General features: G+C 60.8%; 18 protein-coding genes and 1 riboswitch. Of the genes, 12 read left to right on the forward strand and 6 right to left on the reverse strand.

All coding sequences use genetic code 11. From position 1 onward, the window contains the following. Positions 1-5: 5 nt before the first annotated feature. The gene (locus tag FHT69_RS21255) at positions 6-731 is read left to right on the forward strand and encodes a beta-ketoacyl-ACP reductase (RefSeq protein ID WP_028756526.1); all 726 of its coding nucleotides are present in this window, start codon (positions 6-8) and stop codon (positions 729-731) included. A gap of 82 nt (positions 732-813) precedes the next feature. Here FHT69_RS21255 and FHT69_RS21260 read toward each other — a convergent pair whose 3' ends face one another. The 3 genes from FHT69_RS21260 to FHT69_RS21270 form a co-directional block, all read right to left on the reverse strand. Further along, the gene (locus FHT69_RS21260; RefSeq protein ID WP_168333622.1) at positions 814-972 is read right to left on the reverse strand and encodes a hypothetical protein; all 159 of its coding nucleotides are present in this window, start codon (positions 970-972) and stop codon (positions 814-816) included. A 192-nt stretch (positions 973-1,164) separates the two neighbouring features. Further along, the gene (locus FHT69_RS21265; RefSeq protein ID WP_018244057.1) at positions 1,165-1,422 is read right to left on the reverse strand and encodes a YMGG-like glycine zipper-containing protein; all 258 of its coding nucleotides are present in this window, start codon (positions 1,420-1,422) and stop codon (positions 1,165-1,167) included. A gap of 27 nt (positions 1,423-1,449) precedes the next feature. Then, a complete protein-coding gene (locus FHT69_RS21270; RefSeq protein ID WP_017962528.1) occupies positions 1,450-1,605 on the reverse strand; it encodes a DUF3309 family protein in 156 nt (51 codons plus the stop codon). Positions 1,606-2,412: 807 nt separating this feature from the next. On the opposite strand from FHT69_RS21270, the gene FHT69_RS21275 reads away from it, so the two are divergent. The 5 genes from FHT69_RS21275 (at position 2,413) to FHT69_RS21295 (ending at position 9,043) form a co-directional block, all read left to right on the forward strand. Next, positions 2,413-5,622: a helicase-related protein gene (locus tag FHT69_RS21275; RefSeq protein WP_028756525.1), complete on the forward strand. Its 3,210-nt coding sequence runs from the start codon at positions 2,413-2,415 to the stop codon at positions 5,620-5,622. A gap of 2 nt (positions 5,623-5,624) precedes the next feature. Further along, positions 5,625-6,029: an RNA-binding S4 domain-containing protein gene (locus FHT69_RS21280; protein ID WP_028756524.1), complete on the forward strand. Its 405-nt coding sequence runs from the start codon at positions 5,625-5,627 to the stop codon at positions 6,027-6,029. Between the two features lie 193 nt (positions 6,030-6,222). Beyond that, entirely contained in the window at positions 6,223-6,561 is a 339-nt protein-coding gene (gene fdxA / locus FHT69_RS21285; RefSeq protein WP_007632346.1) for a ferredoxin FdxA, read from the forward strand. A gap of 667 nt (positions 6,562-7,228) precedes the next feature. Continuing rightward, positions 7,229-7,801 carry a CarD family transcriptional regulator gene (locus tag FHT69_RS21290; RefSeq protein WP_003543775.1) on the forward strand — a complete coding sequence of 191 codons (573 nt, stop codon included), beginning with the start codon at positions 7,229-7,231 and terminating at the stop codon, positions 7,799-7,801. Positions 7,802-8,179: 378 nt separating this feature from the next. Beyond that, positions 8,180-9,043 (forward strand): RNA polymerase factor sigma-32, encoded by an 864-nt coding sequence (locus tag FHT69_RS21295; protein WP_018244054.1) that lies wholly within the window; start codon positions 8,180-8,182, stop codon positions 9,041-9,043. 153 nt (positions 9,044-9,196) lie between these two features. Here the strand turns inward: FHT69_RS21295 and FHT69_RS21300 are convergent, their stop codons facing one another. Together FHT69_RS21300 and FHT69_RS21305 are read right to left on the reverse strand one after the other, a co-directional pair. Continuing rightward, positions 9,197-10,741 carry a M48 family metalloprotease gene (locus FHT69_RS21300; RefSeq protein ID WP_028756523.1) on the reverse strand — a complete coding sequence of 515 codons (1,545 nt, stop codon included), beginning with the start codon at positions 10,739-10,741 and terminating at the stop codon, positions 9,197-9,199. A gap of 387 nt (positions 10,742-11,128) precedes the next feature. Next, on the reverse strand, positions 11,129-12,667 hold the full coding sequence (locus tag FHT69_RS21305; RefSeq protein ID WP_183905932.1) for an MDR family MFS transporter: 1,539 nt from the start codon (positions 12,665-12,667) through the stop codon (positions 11,129-11,131). A gap of 115 nt (positions 12,668-12,782) precedes the next feature. Between FHT69_RS21305 and FHT69_RS21310 the strand changes: the two genes are divergently transcribed. The 4 genes from FHT69_RS21310 to FHT69_RS21325 all read left to right on the forward strand — a co-directional run bounded on the left by FHT69_RS21310 (position 12,783) and on the right by FHT69_RS21325 (position 16,596). Then, a complete protein-coding gene (locus tag FHT69_RS21310; RefSeq protein WP_183905933.1) occupies positions 12,783-13,310 on the forward strand; it encodes a MarR family winged helix-turn-helix transcriptional regulator in 528 nt (175 codons plus the stop codon). A 57-nt stretch (positions 13,311-13,367) separates the two neighbouring features. Beyond that, the gene (locus FHT69_RS21315; RefSeq protein WP_183905934.1) at positions 13,368-14,024 is read left to right on the forward strand and encodes a thiamine diphosphokinase; all 657 of its coding nucleotides are present in this window, start codon (positions 13,368-13,370) and stop codon (positions 14,022-14,024) included. 2 nt (positions 14,025-14,026) lie between these two features. Further along, the gene (locus FHT69_RS21320; RefSeq protein WP_168333624.1) at positions 14,027-15,847 is read left to right on the forward strand and encodes an ABC-F family ATP-binding cassette domain-containing protein; all 1,821 of its coding nucleotides are present in this window, start codon (positions 14,027-14,029) and stop codon (positions 15,845-15,847) included. A gap of 119 nt (positions 15,848-15,966) precedes the next feature. After that, positions 15,967-16,596: a hypothetical protein gene (locus tag FHT69_RS21325; RefSeq protein WP_183905935.1), complete on the forward strand. Its 630-nt coding sequence runs from the start codon at positions 15,967-15,969 to the stop codon at positions 16,594-16,596. A 73-nt stretch (positions 16,597-16,669) separates the two neighbouring features. On the opposite strand, the gene FHT69_RS21330 is transcribed toward FHT69_RS21325, so the two are convergent. Next, a complete protein-coding gene (locus FHT69_RS21330) occupies positions 16,670-18,559 on the reverse strand; it encodes an ABC transporter ATP-binding protein/permease (protein ID WP_183905936.1) in 1,890 nt (629 codons plus the stop codon). A gap of 114 nt (positions 18,560-18,673) precedes the next feature. Beyond that, positions 18,674-18,751: riboswitch (SAM riboswitch) on the forward strand. 48 nt (positions 18,752-18,799) lie between these two features. On the opposite strand from FHT69_RS21330, the gene metA reads away from it, so the two are divergent. Both metA and FHT69_RS21340 read left to right on the forward strand, forming a co-directional pair. Beyond that, the gene (gene metA / locus FHT69_RS21335) at positions 18,800-19,723 is read left to right on the forward strand and encodes a homoserine O-succinyltransferase (RefSeq protein ID WP_028759058.1); all 924 of its coding nucleotides are present in this window, start codon (positions 18,800-18,802) and stop codon (positions 19,721-19,723) included. A gap of 226 nt (positions 19,724-19,949) precedes the next feature. Further along, complete coding sequence (locus FHT69_RS21340) at positions 19,950-20,972, forward strand: aldose epimerase family protein (RefSeq protein WP_028759059.1); 1,023 nt, start codon at positions 19,950-19,952, stop codon at positions 20,970-20,972. Positions 20,973-21,012: the final 40 nt, after the last annotated feature.

A 21,012-nucleotide genomic window follows, 5' to 3' on the forward strand; every position in this document is an offset into this window, starting at 1 on the left:
GAAGCATGAGCAGAGTGGCTGTGGTCACCGGGGGTACACGCGGCATCGGCGCGGCAATATCCATGGCACTGAAAAATGCCGGATACAGGGTCGCGGCCAGCTATGCCGGCAACGACGAGAAGGCCAAAGCCTTTCACGATGTCACCGGCGTTCCGGTGTTCAAATGGGATGTTTCCGACTACGCTGCCTGCGGCGAAGGGATCGCCAGGATCGAAAGCGAGATCGGGCCGGTCGAAATCCTCGTCAACAATGCCGGCATCACCCGCGACGCGATGTTCCACAAGATGACGCCGCAGCAGTGGCACGAGGTGATCAATACCAACCTCACCGGCCTGTTCAACATGACGCATCAGGTCTGGACCGGCATGCGCGATCGCGGCTTCGGCCGCATCGTCAATATCTCGTCGATCAACGGCCAGAAGGGCCAGATGGGCCAGGTGAATTATTCGGCGGCCAAGGCGGGCGATCTCGGCTTCACCAAGGCGCTGGCCCAGGAAGGGGCAGCCAAGAACATCACCGTCAACGCCATCTGCCCCGGTTACATCGGCACGGAAATGGTGCTTGCCGTGCCGGAGAAGGTGCTGAACGAACGCATCATTCCGCAGATCCCCGTCGGCCGTCTCGGCGAGCCGGAAGAGATCGCGCGCTGCGTCACCTTCCTCGTCTCCGACGATGCCGGCTTCATCACCGGTTCGACGCTGACGGCCAATGGCGGACAGTTCTTCGCCTAATTATTCCTTTAAACGGTTATACGCAGATTCAAAGCGATGGCGCGTCCGGCAGGACGCGCCATCGCTTTGATTATTTACGGGATTAAGAGCGGCGGTCGGCATTTGGTTGCCGCTCTGTCCGAACCTTGACCGGTACTTTCCGCAGCGAGCGATCCTGGCTGCTAAGGGCTGTTATCGCAGTCGTCAGAAAGGCCGATGCGATGAGAACGGCGACAAGGGAATTCAGGAAAATCTGGATCATGAAAGCGTTCCTTTCCGGTGCGCCGGGCGGCTGTGCCTGTCCGTTGCGCTGGTGAAGGAAATATGTGCCTGCCTGTTGGGTAGCAGTAGGTGTGGCTTTCATAACCGATTGTCAACGTCTCGTTGACGGATGCGGCAGGCCAAAAAAACGGGCGCAGAAGCGCCCGTTGGGAGTCCGATATGGTTTTGCCGATTAGCGGCAACGAGCCTCGTAGCGGCGGCCGTAGCGGTCGCGATAGACGCAGTAGCCGCGGCGTTCGACCGAGTGGCCGATGAGAGCGCCGGTTAGACCGCCGGCCACGGCGCCGACGGCGGCACCGCCCCAGCTGTTGGTGACGACACCGCCGATGACCGCACCGGTGCCGGCGCCGATCGCCGTACCTTGCTCGGTTGCTGTGCAGGATGCCAGAGCGCCGACCAGCGCACCAATAAGAACAATCTTCTTCATCATGTCGTAACTCCCCAGGTTCGTTGGCCTTTAGATGCGGCCCATTAGTACAAGGATAATGATAATCACGAGAACTAGCCCCAAACCGCCAGAAGGTCCATAGCCCCAGCCACGGCTGTAACCCCAATTCGGCAAGGCTCCGATTAAGAGCAGAATGAGGATAATTAGAAGTATCGTGCCAAGCATGGTGTGTTTCCTTCATTTCATCCGCAATTTGGATGGACCAGAAACACGCATTGGCGATTTTTGTTCCCGGTTAAGCTTGGAAATGTGACGAGGGCGTGATTCACGGTTAATTTCCGTCATCTCGGAAAATTGCCGCTATGGTTAAAATTACATTTAAATACAATATGTTGCGGTGAACAAAGAGGGAAAGCCGCGGTGTCGCCGATTCGTCAGCGATTCGTTCCGCTTTTGATCGACCCATCGCGATTGGCCGCCTTGACTTAACGCTGTCTGAATCCGGCTTCAAAAAGATTAATACCTATGCCAGGAGGCGGGCGAAGAGTTCCGCTGCCGATTCCGCATCTAGCGTCCGGACCTGGTGATGCCACCAGATTTGGTCGTGAACGAAAGGCGAAAACCGCGGAGTCAGCGATTCGTCTCCGATTCGTTCCGGCTTTGGTCGAGAGGTTAATTTCGGGACGCTCTCGCCTGTTCAAAATCGGCGCGGGAATCGTCGCTCACGACGGCGAAAATGCGAATGGGAGGGAGTCTCGCGATTCAGCATCTAGTGGGAAAAAGTGATTCAAAATCAATACTTAGCCGTGAACAAAAGCTGAATCAGCTGGAGTCAGCGATTCGTCGCTGATTCGTTCTCACGCTGTTCCGAATCGTGAATTCAGACGTTCCACAAGACTCGCAAAGGTCGTAATCCCCGGTGCATTTTGAAATCTGCCCTTGCGTTTGCGGCGGCAGCTGTCCATGTGTTCTTTAGCTTCCCTCGTGGGGCTGAGATTTTCCTGGGGCCACCCGCCTCATTTGCATGGACCCATGACTCTGACTTCGCAGCCGATGATTCTGAGTGGACGCGGTGTGACCGCGGTGCTCGGACCGACCAATACCGGCAAGACCCATTATGCCATCGAGCGCATGGTCGCGCACGGGACCGGCGTGATCGGCTTGCCGCTCAGGCTGCTGGCGCGCGAGGTCTATACGCGGGTGGTGGAGAAGGTCGGCGTGCAGAATGTGGCGCTGGTCACCGGTGAGGAAAAGATTTCGCCGCCCAATGCGCGTTTTTCCGTCTGTACCGTCGAGGCGATGCCGCGTGAGACCAAGGCCGCCTTCGTTGCCATCGACGAGGTTCAGCTCGCCGGCGATCTCGAGCGCGGTCATATCTTCACCGACCGCATCCTGCATCTTCGCGGCCGTGAGGAAACGCTGCTGCTTGGCGCGGCGACGATGCGGCCGATCCTGCAGCAGCTCCTGCCGGGCATCACTGTCGTCGAGCGGCCGCGGCTTTCGCATCTTTTCTATGCCGGCCAGAAGAAGATCACCCGGCTGCCGCAGCGTTCTGCCATCGTCGCGTTTTCGGCCGACGAGGTCTATGCCATCGCCGAGCTCATCCGCCGCCAGCGTGGCGGCGCGGCTGTCGTGCTCGGCGCGCTCAGCCCGCGCACCCGCAATGCGCAGGTCGCACTCTATCAGGCGGGCGACGTCGAATATCTGGTGGCGACCGATGCGATCGGCATGGGCCTCAACCTCGATGTCGATCACGTCGCCTTTGCCCAAGACCGGAAATTCGACGGTTACCAGTTCCGCAATCTCAATCCGGGCGAACTCGGCCAGGTCGCCGGGCGCGCCGGGCGGCACGTGCGGGACGGGACCTTCGGCGTCACCGGACAGGTCTCGCCCTTCGACGATGAATTGGTGCAACGTATCGAGGGGCACGAATTCGACAACGTCAAGGTTTTGCAATGGCGCACGACGGAGATGGACTTCTCCTCGATTCAATCCTTGCGGACAAGCCTTGAGGCGGGACCGCGCGTGCCGGGACTGACGCGAGCGCTGCCTGCTGTCGACCAGCAGGCGCTGGAACAGCTTTCGCGTTATCCAGAGGTCATCGATCTCGCCGACAGGCCGGCGCGCGTCGAAAAACTCTGGGAGGCTTGCGCGCTTCCCGATTACCGGCGTATCACTCCTGCGCAACACGCCGATCTTATCTCGACCCTCTTTTCCGATCTCGTCCGCTATGGCACGGTGAATGAGCAGTTTCTCGCGGAGCAGGTGCATCGCTCCGATCGGACAGATGGGGAAATTGACACGCTTTCGGCGCGAATCGCGCAGATAAGGACCTGGACCTACGTTTCGAATCGGCCTGGCTGGCTTGCCGATCCGACACACTGGCAGGAAAAGACGCGGGAAATCGAAGATCGATTGTCCGACGCGTTACATGAAAGGTTGACGAAACGCTTTGTTGATCGCAGGACATCTGTGCTCATGAAGCGCCTGAGAGAGAATGCGATGCTGGAAGCTGAAATCAGTGTGAATGGTGATGTCTTCGTTGAAGGACATCATGTAGGGCAATTGAGCGGATTCCGTTTCACGCCGGTGGCGGGAACGGACGGACCGGATGCCAAGGCGGTTCAGGCTGCGTCGCAGAAGGCGCTCGCGCTCGAATTCGAAGCCCGCGCGGCGCGGATGCATGCCGCCGGCAATAGTGATCTGGCGATCGGCTCGGATGGGTTGATTCGTTGGCTGGGCGACCCGGTGGCGCGGCTTTCGGGCAGTGATCACGTCATGCGTCCGCGCGTGCTTCTGCTGGCCGACGAGCAGTTGACGGGCAATGCCCGGGATCACGTTGCGGCCCGCATCGAACGCTTCGTCAACCATCATATCAGCACGGTGCTGAAACCGCTCGATGATCTGTCGCGCGCCGAGGATCTGCAGGGTCTTGCCAAGGGGCTTGCCTTCCAGCTCGTCGAAAATCTCGGCGTGCTGTTCCGACGCGACGTGACCGAGGAGGTGAAGTCGCTGGACCAGGATGCCCGCGCCTCCATGCGCCGCTACGGCGTGCGTTTCGGCGCCTATCATATCTTCGTTCCGGCACTTCTGAAGCCGGCGCCGGCCGAGCTCATCACGCTGCTCTGGGCGCTGAAGAACGACGGTCTCGACAAACCGGGCTACGGCGATCTCATTCCCGTGCTTGCCGCCGGCCGCACCTCCGTCGTCACCGACCCGAGCTTCGAGCGGATGTTCTATAAGCTCGCCGGCTTCCGGTTCCTCGGCAAGCGTGCCGTGCGAATCGACATCCTGGAACGGCTTGCCGACATCATCCGTCCGCTGCTGCAGTGGAAGCCCGGTCAGAATAATCGTCCGGAGGGCGCCTATGACGGCCGCCGTTTCACGACGACGACGGCTATGCTGTCGATTCTTGGTGCGACGCTCGAGGACATGGAAGAAATCCTCAAGGGTCTCGGCTATCGCGCCGATGCCGTGAAGGCGGAAGAGGCATCGGCACATCTTGCGGCGCAGGATGCGGCCTCAGTGCCCGCCGCCACCGCGGAAACGTCGGCGGATGAGACAGCCGAAAAGGCCGATCACGACGATGCCGACGGGGCGGCGGAAGAGACTGCTGCCGAAGCGCCCGCAACCGAGGCGGCGCCCGTGGCTGCCGACGCGCCCGTGGCCGAAACGGTCCAAACCCCTGCTCCTGTCGAAGCAGCCGAGACAGCCGCTTCGGTGGAAGCGTCTGCCGAGACGGCGGTATCCGCTGCTGAGGACGCCGGCGAGCCGGTCGAACCGAAGCCGGTTCTTCTGTGGCGTCTCGGCGGCCGCAACGACAATCAGCGCCAGGCGCGCGGCGGGCATGGCGAACGCCGTGGCGGCCAGGGCCAGGAACGCGGCGACCGCAATCGTCGGCCGGGCGGCGGTGAAGGCGGCGAGGGCAATCGCGGCGAAGGCCGTGACAACAATCGCAACAATCGCGGCAAGGACGGCGGCGGTCGCGATGGCGGCCGGCCGCAGCAGGCAAGGGGCGATCGCAACAATCAGCCACGGGGCGATCAGCCGCGCGGCGACCGGCAGGACCGTGGTGACCGCAAGGATCGCGGTGACCGCAACGATCGTAACGACCGCAACAACAATCGCGGCGGCTCGCAGCCGCTGCGCTTCGAGGCCAAGCCGCCGCGCAAGGAGAAGCCGATCGATCCGGATTCGCCTTTCGCCAAGCTCGCGGCTCTCAAGGAGCAGATGAAGAAGTAATCATGAGCGCGGAGACACAGCCGACAAGCGGTTCGCGCCAGCGCATCGACAAGTGGCTGTTCTTCGCGCGCATGGTGAAGTCGCGTTCATTGGCGCAGAGCCAAATCCAATCCGGCCATGTGCGCATCAACGGCGAACGCTGCAGCCATCCGAGCCAGATGGTCAAGCCGGGTGACCGTATCGAGATGACGCTGGAACGGCGCGACGTCGTTCTCGTGGTGCGCCTCGCCGGTGAGCGGCGGGGACCTTACGAGGAGGCGCGCCTGCTGTATGACGATCAATCGCCGCCGCCTGATGAGGCAAAACGTCTCACGCCCTACGAACAGGCGATCCGGGCGACCGGTACCGGCCGTCCGACCAAAAAGGAAAGACGTGCAATCGACAGGCTGATGTCGGACGAGGATTAGAAAACTCTGTCTGCGCTGGCGGCTTTTGCAGATCGTTTATCCTTGAAATCCGGCGCCAAAGCCGATAGGTCACTGTCAACCTGCCGGAAGCGTGCTTGCCGCCCAAGCCTGCCCACGCTTTTCCTCCGGCACGGGGATAGGCGCGACGTTCCAGGTTGCCCGGCCCCATCGCATGGAAATCCTGGAGTTCTTCATGACCTATGTCGTGACCGACAATTGCATCAAGTGCAAATACACCGATTGCGTGGAAGTCTGCCCTGTCGACTGCTTCTATGAGGGCGAGAACTTTCTCGTTATTCATCCCGACGAATGCATCGATTGCGGCGTCTGCGAACCCGAATGTCCCGCCGAGGCGATCAAGCCCGATACCGAGCCGGGTCTCGATAAATGGCTGAAGATCAATACCGAATATGCGACGATCTGGCCGAATATCACGGTCAAGAAGGAGCCGTTGCCTGAGGCCAAGGAAATGGATGGCGAGACCGGAAAATTCGAGAAGTATTTCTCCGAGAAGCCCGGTTCCGGCGATTGAGACAGCGCCCACATTCGGCCTCCGGATTCGGGCGGTGGCGGGGCGAAACGTTTGGAGCCTTTCCTGGTCAGATTGCAGCATTCTGACCTGGCATAGAGATGCCCGGCCCACCGGCCGCACTGCTTCGCCAGGCGAAGCAACAGGTGCGTCCGGCGATTCTAAGGTCTTGCAGATTTGCCAAGCAAATCTGCAAGAGGGTTGGCTGAAGCGGGCCGTCTGATCGATCGGCCGGTTTGGCCGTAGATCTGGGCTACGACGCGCGCCGGCCGGTCACCATCCGACTCCGTTTGAGCCAACAGAATGCTTCAATCTGACCAGGAAAGGCTCTAAAAGCTGCGTGAGGCATATGGGTGACATGTGTTGCCCGCATGACTCAAGCGAAGCAAATTATTGATTTCCTCATATTTTTATGATAGGTTTTGTCTACTGTTCCATTTGTGGCATGACGCATGCCCAAAACCATCACGAAAGCAAAACAAATCCGTACGCGGTTTCCGTGACATATCAACGCTTTGAGCGCCGGGTCCCAAGATCGTGCGCAAAAAGTCTTTGCTTTTGCCCGATAGGACCAGAGTGAAGTCACCCGACGGATACTACCGTCTCACCCGGGCCTGACTGACCCGGCTCCGGCCGCCGCCGGATGCGTAACAGGGAGTTTTTGAATAGAATGACGACTCAGCAGAAAAAGCCTTCTACAGCACGTCACGGCTTCAAGACCGGTGAATCGATCGTCTACCCCGCTCATGGCGTCGGTACCATCACCGCTATCGAAGAGCAAGAAGTTGCCGGCATGAAGCTCGAACTTTTCGTTATCGATTTCGAGAAGGACAAGATGCGTCTGAAGGTTCCGGTCGCGAAGGCCATGAGCATCGGTATGCGCAAGCTTTCGGAAACGGATTTCGTCGAGCGTGCTTTGAAGGTCGTGCAGGGCAAGGCGCGCGTCAAGCGCACCATGTGGTCCCGTCGCGCCCAGGAATATGATGCCAAGATCAATTCCGGCGACCTGATTTCCATCGCTGAGGTCGTGCGTGATCTCTATCGTGCCGAGAACCAGCCCGAACAGTCCTATTCCGAGCGTCAGCTTTATGAGGCTGCGCTCGATCGCATGGCGCGCGAAATCGCCGCCGTCAACAAGATGTCGGAAACCGAAGCCGTCCGTCTCGTCGAGACCAATCTCAACAAGGGTCCGAAGCGCGGAAAGGCAATCGAAGAAGACGATTCGCAGGACGAAGCCGCATAAGGCGAGCCTGTTTTCCTGTCAAAAAACCCGGCCTTCGCGCCGGGTTTTTTTATTGGAACTTTTTCCCGACTGCCGCGTTTAACACACGTAATTGCGGACTGCTCGCGGGCAATGGCCTCGACGGGCGAACTGCTATTCCGTCAATGTTCGATGAGGAGCGGATCATGCCTTTTCAATATTGCCCATCCGGCAACGTGAAGAAACAGGTCCAGCCCGGCCGTCTTAGCGGCACATGATGAGAAATAGGGCCTCCCCCTGAAAAGTCCAGGGGCGAGGCCTTTATGCATTCAGAACCCCATTCAGTCTGGAACAACGATGTTCCGGAAGGTGCGTTTTATTGTTCATTTTAGGGCGAGAGGCCTGTTTCAGGAGATCGAAATGAAGAACATGTCTGCAGATCGGCGCATGATCAAAATCGCGATGGCCGCCCCCTATCTCGCCCGTCAGGAAGAGCACGATCTTGCCACTCGTTGGAAGGATCACGACGATCGCGGTGCCCGCAACCAGATCGCCATGGCCCATATGCGCCTGGTCATCTCTATGGCCGGCAAGTTCCGCAACTTCGGCCTGCCGATGAGCGATCTCGTGCAGGAGGGCTATGTCGGGCTGCTGGAGGCCGCCGCCCGCTTCGAACCGGAACGCGACGTGCGCTTTTCGACCTATGCAAGCTGGTGGATCAGGGCTTCGATCCAGGATTATATCCTGCGCAACTGGTCGATCGTGCGCGGCGGCACGAGTTCGGCGCAGAAGGCGCTGTTCTTCAATCTGCGTCGCCTGCGCGCCAAGCTCGCCAAGGGTGACACGCAGCTGACGCTGCAATCCATTCACCAGGAAATCGCCGCTGCCCTCGGGGTCAGCCTCGCCGATGTACAGACCATGGATGCCAGGCTTTCTGGCAACGATGCCTCGCTGCAGGCGCCTTCGGTTTCCGGCGATGCCGAGAGTGCGGAGAAGATGGATTTCCTCGTCAGTGACGATCCCTTGCCGGACGAGCAGGTTTCCAACATGATCGACGGCGAGCGCCGCCGCGTCTGGCTCGCCTCGGCGCTGAAACATCTCAACGAACGCGAGATGAAGATCATCAGTGCCCGGCGTCTGGCGGAGGACGGAGCCACGCTCGAAGAACTCGGCGCCGACCTCGGCATTTCCAAGGAACGCGTGCGTCAGATCGAAAGCCGGGCGATGGAGAAGCTTCGCAGCGCGCTCGTTAGCGCCGATCCGCATATGGCCGCATATGCTTGAACCCAAAGCGCGTCGCGATCCTTCAGATTCGCTCCTCGCGCTTCAGGTCTTTGTTTTACGCATGTCGTTATCGTAAAACCGCTGCACAGTTTTGCGCGACATGCTTTGTCCCCTCCAGCAGCACAGACTGGCCCGGCGTAAGCCGGGCCTCTTTTATTCGGCGATGATCTTGACGCGGTCGCCCGGTGAAACGGCTGCGCCCGTGGGCAGGGCGTTGATGAGCTTGAAGAGATCGAGCTTGCGGTCGGTGCCCATCATGCGGGCGGCGAGCGTTGAGATGTTCTCCCCCGGCCGGACGGTGACGACGCGGATGCGCAGCGGCTTCAGCGAGGCTGCCTCTGCCGGCGTCATACGCCGGAAACTCGCACGCAGGACATTGGCCGTCGGCTCAAGGGCGTCACTGCCTTTCGGCACGGCGGTCAGGAAGCGGAAGATTTGCGAATTGTTGCGGATCACGGTGACATCGAAATCCCAGCGGTCGGCGCTTGCGCGCGCGGTGGCTGCTTCCATGCCGTTGATGGTGATCGGCTGGATGGTCGAGGGGTCGAGACCGGTCACCCAGCCGCTGGAGATATAGTTGGTGAGGCTCTGGTTCTGATTGTCGGCGACGCCGTCGAAGCGGACGGCGATGTCGTTCGGGCCGGTGGCCATCACGGCTTCGACCTTGTTGTCGATGTGGAAATCCGGTGGCACGTCGAAGCGGATCCCGAGACCGCCATGCAGGAAGGTCTGGCCGCGCACATAGCCTTCCTCCGGGCTGTCGCCGTAGAGCAGTCCATCTATGCCATCGAGATAATAATCGCGGCCCTTGTCGCCGACGGAACCTTCCTGGCCGAAAGCGCGGGCGTGGGTGCGGGCAAGCTCGATGCGCTGGGCGGAGTTCGGGTGGCTCGACAGGAAGTCGAGGCTCTGGTCGGCTTCGGGATCGACCGACATGAAGCGGCTGTATGCCGCCATCGAATCGAGGAAACGGGCTGCGGCATAGGGATCGTAGCCGGCTTCGCCGAGCATGCGCACGCCGATGACATCGGCCTGCAGCTCCTGCTGGCGGGAGAAGGCGGCGAGCCGCAGCTTGCCGCGGGCCAGCGCCTGCTTGCCTGCGATGTCGCTGGAAAGCACCTCGGCGACGACGCGGCTGGCGATGACCTCAGCCTCTTCGCGCTTCTGCCGCTCGATGCCGTGGTTCGCCGTCACATGGCCCATCTCGTGCGACAGCACGGCGGCGACTTCCGAGGCGTCGTTGGCAAGGGCGAGCAGGCCGCGGGTGACATAGAGATAACCGCCCGGCAGCGCAAAGGCGTTGATCGCCGGCGAATTCAGGATGGTGATGCGGTAGGACTGGCTCGGATTTTCCGACACCGCCGTCAGCGCGCCGGCGATGCGGGCAACGAGGCGTTCGGTCTTGGCATCCTTGTATTCGCCGCCGTAGCTTGCCACGATGCGCGGATGCTCACGGGCGCCCATCGCCGCGCGCGGGTCGTTCTTCTGCACCTCGTCGACGATCTGCGGATTGGAAGAAGGCGAAACACTCGGCTGATAGGATTGGTCGATCAGCGATTGACAGCCATTCAGCGCCATTGCGAGGGCTGAAAGCAGCATCAGGCGACGCGCGAAGCGCCGCGGCGTGGAGATGGCATCACTGGAAAGCGCGGGCGATTTCCACGTCGTCAAGCTGTCCAGTCTGTTTCTCCGCATCATATCGCTGTTTTGCCGGTTTGCCGCAGATTCAAACCGACCGTGGCAAGGGGAATTCAACAGGTGCGCACCCCTGATCTCGCGCTGCACAATCGGCCGATACAAGTCCTTGCTGTAGCTGATTTACGCATCGGTTGCATAGCGAGACTCTGTTTAAATGTGGCGCCGTTGCATTTTGGCAAGCCTCGGGCATTGAGGCCTCCCTTCGCTCGGATGAAATTATGGCGAAAGTTCCGTCACAGAGCGGAGATTCGTCAACGGCGCGGAAAAAGAACGGGCCGATTGAATTAACCCGCGCGGCCGCGACAGCCATGCGCGAAAAGCGCAACCAGAAATATGTTCTTTGTGAGGGGGCGCCTCTTGGTGAGGCATTTCCGCGGGGCGATTCGACTATTCGGCAGCTTCCGCCGTCGCCGCTTGCGGCTTCTCCGTCTCGCCGGCGCGGGGCAATTGCACTGGCTTCAGCATGATGGCAGCCACAAGGCCGATCAGTGCAATGGCGCAGGAGGTCATGAAGAGCGACGAGAAAGCGGCAGCATAGATATCGGCCACGGCCTGGCGGCTTGGCTCGGGAAGGGCAGCCATCATCTTTGGCGTCAGTTGCTCGATATCGGTGACGCCGGGAATGGAAATGCCGACCGTGCCGAGCCCAGAGGCAATGATCGCGCCGTAGATCGAGATGGCGATCGAAGCGCCTCCCATGCGCGACAGCGTCACCGAGCCGGTGGCCGCACCGACGTCGCGGGCCGGTGCTGCATTCTGCACGCCGATGATGGGAACCTGCTGGGCAAGGCCGATGCCGATACCGTGCAGCATCATGATCGCGCCGATGAAGGCGATCGGCGTTCCCGCATGGACCTGCGACAACAGCGCAAAGGCGGTGGCGCTGCAGGTGAGGCTTGCGATGGCGAAGGGCTTGTAGCGCCCCGTCCTCGAGATGATGCGGCCTGCCGTCAACGATCCGCAGACGAGGCCGCCGGTCAGGAGGATGAAGAGCAGGCCGGCGGCGGACGGTGAAAGGCCTGTGGTGGTCTGCAGGAAGAGGGCGAGATAATTGACCATGCCGATGGCGATGGCGCCGCCCATGATCGAGATCACCAGGAGCAGGCTGAAGGTCGAATTGCGAAAGAGCTGCAGGGGAACGATCGGCTCCGGCGCGCGGCGCTCCGTGAAAACCCAGATGACGGCACAGATCACACCGAAGGCGACGATGCCGACGCTCTGGGGTGAGATCAATGCGCCGAACAGTTCGCTGCTGTCGGTGGCAAGCACGATGCTTGTCGTCGTCATGGCAAGCAGGAGCGCACCGGCATAATCGATCTTGGGCCGGCGATGCGGTTTTCGGTACGGCAACATGAAAGCAAGGCCGGCAAGTACGATGAAGCCGATCGGCACATTGACGAGGAAGATCGAGCGCCAGCCGAAGAGATCGCTCATCGTACCGCCGAGCACCGGGCCGATCGCGCCGGATGCCATCAGCACGAGGCTCGAATAGCTTTGATAGCGTGCCCGCTCGCGCGGCTCGAACAGATCGGCGTTGACGGCGAAGATCGACACCATGATGCCGCCGCCGCCAAGGCCCTGAAGCACGCGGGCGGCGATCAGCGTGTCCATCGAGACCGCAAGGCCGCAGACCGCGGAGCCGACGGTGAAGATCGTGATCGCCGTCATCATCACATATTTGCGGCCGAAGAGATCGCCGAGCTTGCCGTAAAGCGGCATGACGGCGCTCAGCGACAGGAGATAGGCCGAACCGATCCAGCCGAAGCGCTCAAGATGGCCGAATTCGCCTACGATCGTCGGCAGCGCCGTGGAAACGATCTGATTATCCAGTGTCGCCATGAACATGGCCGTCATCAGGAAGAAGAACAGGATAAGCCGGCGACGAGGATCCGTCACGAGCGGCGCAGGCGCGAGTTGCATGTCCATGGAGCGTCATTCCGGGTTTGATGGACTTTTATGTGCTAACAGCATATACTTGTCAACAGCACATTATTGACATCAGCATGTTCAAATTCCGCATCGGCTCTGTTATGGTCTCGTCATGAGTGACGTGCTGACCAAGACCATTTCCGCGCAATCCGCCACGCCGAATGAGGAAAACGTGCCTCGTATCGGCCGCAGCATGGCGCGCATGCGATTGATGACCGGTCGGCGGCTGATCGGCCGGCTGGCGATCCAGAGTGCCGCACCGGGCCTTGAACTTTCGCATCTCGACGTGCTCGATGCCGTGCGGAGGGCGCAGCCCGCCGGCGAGGTCACGGTCGGCATGATCGCGGAGATGCTGCGCATCGATCCGTCACGGGCAAGCCGCGTGGTGGCCGACATGGTCGGACGGAACGTCCTGCGCCGCGAGGCCTCGCAGGCCGACGCGCGGCGGATCGTCGTCGTCACGACCGAGGTCGGCCAGGCTCTGCTTGCCGAGATCGTCGCGCAGAAGCTCGCGATCATCTCCGAGATCGTCGCCGACTGGCCGCAGGAAGATATCGATCGCTTCGCGATACTTTTCGAGCGTTTCATCGGCGGTTACGAGGCGGTCTTCCTGTCGCGCGACAAGGATACGCCGGGCTGAGGCGAGGCACGTCGTTCGGCGCCCCTTCCCCTCGACCCCCCGTTTGCGCTAAGGGCAATGCCCATGAGCCAATCCACCTTCACCATTCTCCTTGGCGGCGAACTCAGCCTGACGGAGCGCCTGCGCCATGCCATCGGCGACAGCCGCTTCATTGCGGCCGATGGCGGCATGCGGCATGCGGCAGCGCTCGGCATTATGCCCGAGCTCTGGGTCGGCGATTTCGATTCGACCCCCGCCGATCTCGAGGATGCATTTCCCGATGTGCCGAAACAGCCCTATCCCGCAGCGAAGGCGGCGACCGATGGCGAAATCGCAGTGTCGGAAGCGATCGCGCGCGGTGCGCGGCGGCTGATTCTGGCCGGTGCGCTCGGCGGCGAACGCTCGGACCATGCGCTTCAGCATCTGCTGTCGGCCGTCAGCCTGGCGGAAGAGGGCTTCGACGTGCTGCTGACCTCGGGCAAGGAAGAGGCCGTGCCGTTGATTGCCGGGACGATCGAACTGGACCTTCCCAAGGGCAGCCTGTTTTCCGTGCCCGGGTTCAGCGAGCTGATCGGGCTTTCCATCGAGAATGCGCGTTATCCGCTGGCCGATTTTCATCTGCCTTTCGGCTCGTCGCGCACCATTTCCAACGTCGCGGAAGGCAAGGTTCGCTTTTCGCTCCGCAGCGGCCAGGCGATCGTGCTCGCCAGGCCCTATGATCTTTCCGGAGTCTGATTTTGGCCCCTCCCATTCTGAAACTCGACGATATCTTCCTGAGCTTCGGCGGTGCGCCGCTCCTCGCGGGGGCGGCGCTGCAGATCGAGCCTGGTGACAAGATCTGTCTCGTCGGCCGCAACGGCTCGGGAAAATCGACGCTGCTGAAGATCGCCGCCGGCCTGGTCGAGGCACAGTCCGGCGAGGTCTTCCGCCATCCGTCCTCGACGGTGCGTTATCTCGAACAGGCGCCGGATTTTGCCGGCTTCAACACGGTTCAGGCCTATGCCGAGGCCGGTCTCGGGCCGGGCGATGATCCTTACCGCGTCACCTATTTGCTCTCCCATCTCGGGCTGACCGGCGAGGAAGATCCGAAGACCCTTTCCGGCGGCGAATCGCGCCGGGCCGCCCTTGCCCGCGTCCTGGCGCCGGAGCCCGACATTCTCCTGCTCGACGAACCGACCAACCATCTCGACCTTCCCACAATCGAATGGCTGGAAGGCGAGTTGCAGAAGACCCGCAGCGCTTTGGTGCTGATCTCGCACGACCGGCGTTTTCTCGAAAAGGTCTCGACCGCAACCGTCTGGCTCGACCGCGGCACCTCACGCCGGCTCGACAGGGGCTTTGCGCATTTCGAAGCCTGGCGCGACCAGGTGCTGGAGGCCGAGGAGCTGGAGCAGCACAAGCTCGGCAAGGCGATCGAGCGCGAGGAGCACTGGTTGCGCTATGGCGTCACGGCGCGACGCAAGCGCAACATGCGCCGCCTCGGTGAACTGCAGACGATGCGCTCGCAATATCGTGGCCACAAAGGGCCACAAGGTACCGTGCAGGCGACCGTTTCGGACGCGCAGGAATCCGGCAAGCTGGTGATCGAGGCCGACAAGATCACCAAGAGCTTCGGCGACCGGACAATCGTCATGCCCTTCTCGATCCGCGTGCATCGCGGTGACTGCATCGGTCTGGTCGGGCCGAACGGCGCCGGCAAGACGACGCTGTTGAAGATGCTGACCGGGCAGCTTTCCCCGGATAGCGGCACGATAAAGCTTGGCACCAATCTGGAGATCGCGACGCTCGACCAGAAGCGCGAGGATCTCGATCCCGAGAATACGCTTGCCAACTACCTGACGGACGGGCGCGGCGAAAACCTGCTCGTCAACGGCGAGCAGCGTCATGTTACCGGCTATATGAAGGAGTTCCTGTTCCAACCGGAACAGGCGCGGACGCCGATCAAAAGCCTCTCCGGCGGCGAGCGCGCCCGGCTGATGCTGGCACGTATCCTCTCGCGTCCGGCGAACCTCCTGATCCTCGACGAGCCGACCAACGATCTCGATATCGAAACGCTCGATCTGCTGCAGGAAATCGTCGCCGGCTTTCCCGGCACCGTCATTCTCGTCAGCCACGACCGCGATTTCCTCGACCGCACCGTGACCTCGACGATCGCGCCTGCCGTGCCGGATGCGCCTGACGGTCGCTGGATCGAATATGCCGGCGGCTATTCCGACATGCTTGCGCAGCGCAAGGGCGCGCTTGAGGAGCGCAAGAGGGCGGAGAAAGCGGCGGAGAAGCCGAAGACGCAAGAGGCAGCGCCGTCCGCAGGAAGTGCCAAGACCAAGCTTTCCTTCAAGCAGAAATTCGCGCTTGACAATCTGCCGAAGGAGATGGCGAAAGCCGAAGCCGAGATCGCCAAGCGCGAACAGGCGATGGCCGATCCCAATCTGTTTACGCGCGATGCCGCGGCCTTCAACCGGCTTGCCGCCGAGATGGAAAAACTGCGCTCCAGCCTGACCAAAATGGAGGAGGAGTGGCTGGAGCTCGAAATGCTGCGCGAAGAGCTGGAAGGCTGAGGTTTCCCAAACGCGCCGGCTCACCTTTCCTTGATTCGCCAGTTGATCGTCGTGCGGCATAGAGTGCCGCCCGGCAGCCGGGGATATTGCCGATCGCAATGGCGACAAGGAAAAGTCATATGTCTCGCAAGCCCAATTCCAAAATTTTCACAACCCTTGCCGCCGGCGGCATTGTCGCGCTTGCCCTATCGCAGGCCGTCGAGGCGCAGGATGGCCAGCGCGTCCGCATTCGCGGCGCCATCGAAAGCCTCAGCGGTGATCAACTCGTTGTCAAGACGCGCGAAGGCAGCGATGCGACGATCACGCTGAAAGCCGGCTGGAAAGTCGGCGGTATCCGGAAAGCCTCGGTCGAGGATATCAAGCCCGGCGATTTCGTCGGCGTTGCCTCACTTCCGAAGGGCAACGGCCCGGATGGGGCGATCGAAGTGCTGATCTTTCCGGCGTCGATGAAAGGCACCGGCGAGGGCAACCGTCCCTGGGATGCGCAGCCGAACAGCCAGATGACCAACGCGACCGTCAGCAACGCCGTCAAATCCGTCGAAGGCCACACGATCACGCTGACCTATCAGGGCAAGGAAAAGACCATCACTATTGCCGATGCGACACCGATCGTGACACTGGCGCCGGCGACCAAGGATGATTTGAAGACTGGCGCCGGCGTTATCGTCACCGGCGAGAAGGCGGCTGACGGCAGTATCTCGGCCAGCCAGGTGGCCGTGGGCCTCAACGGCATCACGCCGCCGATGTGAGCGGCCGGCTCATATCTTTATCTTAACGCATTCCGTTATGCCAAAACCGCTCTACACTTTGGGGCGGCACGCATCAAAGCGCCGGCGCGGGCACGGCGGCAGCGCCTGCACTGGCGCTGGCGCCAGTCTGGGCGACAGGCGGTTCCTCGGATCTTGACGGCAGCGCCTGCAGATGCAGCACGCGCGGCTTCAGCACCTCGAGATAGGCTTCGGAACGGCCGATATAGATCATGCCGCTTTCGGGCAGGGTGGTGAGCAGTTTGGCCATGGTTTCCTGCCATTCCGGCTCCATGCCTTCCAGCACCTCGTCGAAAATGATCCAGCGCGGGCGTACGAGCAGCAGGCGGGCGAAGCCGATCGCCTTCTGCTCGTCGCTGTCGAGCAGCTTGTCCCAGCGGGCGCGGGTATCGAGCCTGGCGATCAGCGAATGCAGGCCGGCCTTCTCGAGGGCAGCCTCGACGGCGGCTTTCTCGTAGGCATCAGGACTTTCGGGAAAGGCCAGCGCCTCGCGCAGTGTGCCGCCGGGAACATAGGCGATCTGCGGCACGAACAGCATGTCGTCGACCGGCGGCAGCCCCATCGTGCCGCTGCCGCACGGCCAGAGGCCGGCCATCGCCTGGAACAGCAGCTTACGATTGACGCTGTGATCGCCGTTGATCATGACTTTTTCGCCGGCCTTGATCACGACATTGGTTTCACGCAGGCGGAAACCGCCGCATTCGTCGATGTCTTCGCCGATCTTGGCGACGATCACCACATCCGTCAGTGTCAGCGTATCGGGCGCGGTGCTTTCATAGGCGATGCTGTCCTTCAGGTCGAAGTCCTCGTCCATGTCGAGCAGCGCCTGACGGAAATCGGTGACGCGCATCAGCGTGGCGCGCCATTCGGCGATCGGGCCGAAATTGGCGACGTACCAGCGCAATGCCGTGTTGACCTGATTGAAGGCGCCGACGGACATCATCAGCTGGCCAAGGGTGAGGCCGCCGGAGAAATAGGCGGGGGCGGCGACGATGATCGGGATGACGATCACCAGCCAGCCGTAGCCGGCCGAAACCCAGGTGAGGTTGGTATTGGCCATGGCGAGCCGCTTGACGACCCTCAGTACCGAGCTGATATCGGTGTTGATGCGCCGACGCTCGTTTTCCTCGCCGCGGGCGACGGTGATCGCCGGCATGTTCTCATTGGCATGCATCAGCGTGAAGCGAAGCTCGGCTTCCTTCGAGAACCGGTCGGCATTGAGCTTCACCAGCTTGCGGCCGACGACCTGGCTCAGCACCGAGGCGGAAGCGGCATAGAAGATCGCCGCCCAGACCATGTAGCCCGGAATGGAGAAGCTATGGCCGCTGATGCGGAAGATGAATCCGCTCGAAAGCTCCCAGAGCACGCCGATGAAGCTCACCAGAAGAATGGTCGACTGCAGCAGGCCGAGAACGAGCCCTGTCGTGCTTTCGGCGAGATTGCGGGAATCCTCGTGCAGGCGCTGGTCCGGATTGACGCCGATCAGGCCACTGGAAGCAAGCCGCAGCGCCCGCTTGCGCTTCAACCACTGGTCGACGAGATCACGCGACAGACCTTCGCGCATATAGAGCGCGGTCATCTGGTTCAGCCACGCCTGCAGCACGTTGAGCAGCAGCAGCGTGCCGGCGATCATCGCGAAGATTTCAAGCTGGTGGAAGAATTCGCCGAGGTCGCGGCGCTCCAGCGAGTCGTAGAACGGAGCATTCCATTCATTGAGGATGACCTGGCCGTAGGACGTCGCCAAGATGACGAGAATCAGCACGGTCGCCAGAAACAGCACCTTGCCACGCACTTCCGAATTCCAGAATGCTGAGAACATCACCCCGAGGCGATATGTCAGGCTGAGATCATACCCTACCCTATCCTGCCTCCGGATTCCCGGCCTCCTCTCGATCTTATCTGCCATTACACTTTTCCACACCGCCCATGCCCCCATTATTAACATGGTGGCGTTACCGGTCTATCAACAGATTCTATCAGTCATTAAAGTGTGATGATGCTTGCATGGGCCGTGCCTGCATGCTTTCGCCATTGATTCGCGGTCCGACTGGGGCTAATTAAAGTGCTCCGTGGTGATTTGGCCGGCCGGCTTGCAGCCACGTTAAAAAAGTCGCTAAAGGGCCGCGTGCGGACCGGTAGCGATTTTTTTCGCCGCCGGTTTTTTGTTTTTGATCGAGTGACCGCAATGCCCATCAAGATCCCCGATACGTTGCCCGCCTTCGAAACCCTGGTTCAGGAAGGTGTGCGGGTGATGACCGAGACGATGGCGATCCGTCAGGATATCCGTCCGTTGCAGATCGGGCTGCTCAACCTCATGCCGAACAAGATCAAGACCGAGCTGCAGATGGCCCGCCTCGTCGGCGCCTCGCCGCTGCAGGTGGAGCTGTCGCTGATCCGCATCGGCGGCCACAAGGCGAAGAATACCTCCGAAGACCATCTGCTTTCCTTCTATCAGACCTGGGAAGAGGTGAAGCAGCGCAAGTTCGACGGCTTCATCATCACCGGGGCGCCGATCGAGCTTTTGCCCTATGAGGACGTCACCTATTGGGCGGAAATGCAGCAGATCCTCGACTGGACGGAAACGAATGTCCATTCGACGATGAACGTCTGCTGGGGCGCGATGGCTGCGATCTATCATTTCCACGGCGTTCCGAAATACGAGTTGAAGGAGAAGGCCTTCGGGGTTTATCGCCACCGGAACCTGAAGCCTTCCTCCATCTATCTCAACGGCTTTTCCGACAATTTCGAAGTGCCGGTGTCGCGCTGGACCGAAGTGCGCCGCGCCGATATCGAGAAATCCGAAGATCTGGAGATCCTGATGGAATCAGCCGAGATGGGCGTGTGCCTCGTGCACGAGAAGAAGGGCCGGCGGCTCTACATGTTCAACCATGTCGAATATGATTCCACCTCGCTCTCCGACGAGTATTTCCGTGACGTCGATGCCGGCGTGCCGATCAAGATGCCGCACAACTACTTCCCGCATAACGATCCGGCGCTTGCGCCGCAGAATCGCTGGCGCAGCCATGCGCATTTGCTGTTCGGCAACTGGATCAACGAAATCTACCAGACGACGCCCTATGACGTGGAAGAGATCGGCATGGACCTCTGAGGGCACCATCGCGCCTTGAGCCGATGCCGCATCGCTGCTGCGGCATTTCTTTCTACTCCGCCCGGTTGCGGTTTGGAACAAATGCGGGCAGGTTCCGGTCCGGAACACCACAGCGCCCGCGCGTCTTTGTCAGCCGTGCAAGGACGCTGCAACAGTTTGAATCGCTGAAATTCCTAAATCGATTTCGATGAGGAATAGGCAGCCGGGATAGAATGGACGGTCGATGATGTCGGATAAGTTGAAGCGGGATGTTTTCGGGCAGACGAAGGCGGGCGAGACCGTCTATCGCGTCGAGATCAAGGGCGGCGGGCTGACGGCCAAGATTATGACCTGGGGTGCGGTCATCCAGGATCTGCGCCTTGAGGGACATGACGCTCCGCTGCAGCTCGGCTTTGACGATTTCGACAGCTATCCCCTTTATTCGGCCTACTTCGGCGCGACCCCCGGCCGCTGCGCCAACCGTGTCGGCGGCGGCAAATTCACGCTTGACGAAAAGGACCATCAGCTCGAGCTGAACGAAAATGGCGTGACGCATCTGCATGGCGGCAGCGACAATATCGCCAAACGCAACTGGACGATCGTCGAGCATGACGTCGACCGCGTGGTGCTGAAGATCGTCGATCCCGATGGCCGTGCGGGCTATCCCGGCAATTGCACCATCCAGGCGACTTTCCGGGTGCATGGCAATGGCGAACTGTCGATCACCTACGAATCGACCAGCGACCAGCCGACGCTCGCCAATGTCTGCCAGCACGCCTATTTCAATCTCGACGGTCGCGAAGATGCGCTTGGCCACGACATCATGATTGCCGCCGATCACTATCTGCCGACCGATGAGAAGCAGGTGCCGACCGGGGAGATCCGTTCCGTCGACGGCACGGAATTCGATTTCCGCGAGATGGCGCCGATGAAGCGTTTCGTCGGCAGCGAACAAGTGTTGTACGATCATAATTTCTGCCTGTCCGCCGAGCGCACCGCCAAGCGGAGCGTCGCGCTTGCCCGCAGCCTCTATTCCGGGGTGTCGCTGGAAGTGCGCAGCACTGAGCCGGGCGTGCAGTTCTATGCCGGTTTCAAGCTTAATACCGAGGCGCTCGGCATCGGCGGGCGCAAATATGGTCCATTCGCCGGGTTCTGCCTGGAGACGCAGGTCTGGCCGGATGCCATCAATCACCAAGGTTTTCCGAATGCCGTCCTGCGTCCCGGCGAGGTGCTTCGCCAGGAGACGGATTATATCTTCACCAAGAACTGAGTTTCTGCGCACGCACGGCTGTCAAATTTGATTGCTATGA

It is taken from the genome of Rhizobium sp. BK008, assembly GCF_014197345.1.
Taxonomy (GTDB): Bacteria; Pseudomonadota; Alphaproteobacteria; order Rhizobiales; family Rhizobiaceae; genus Rhizobium; species Rhizobium anhuiense.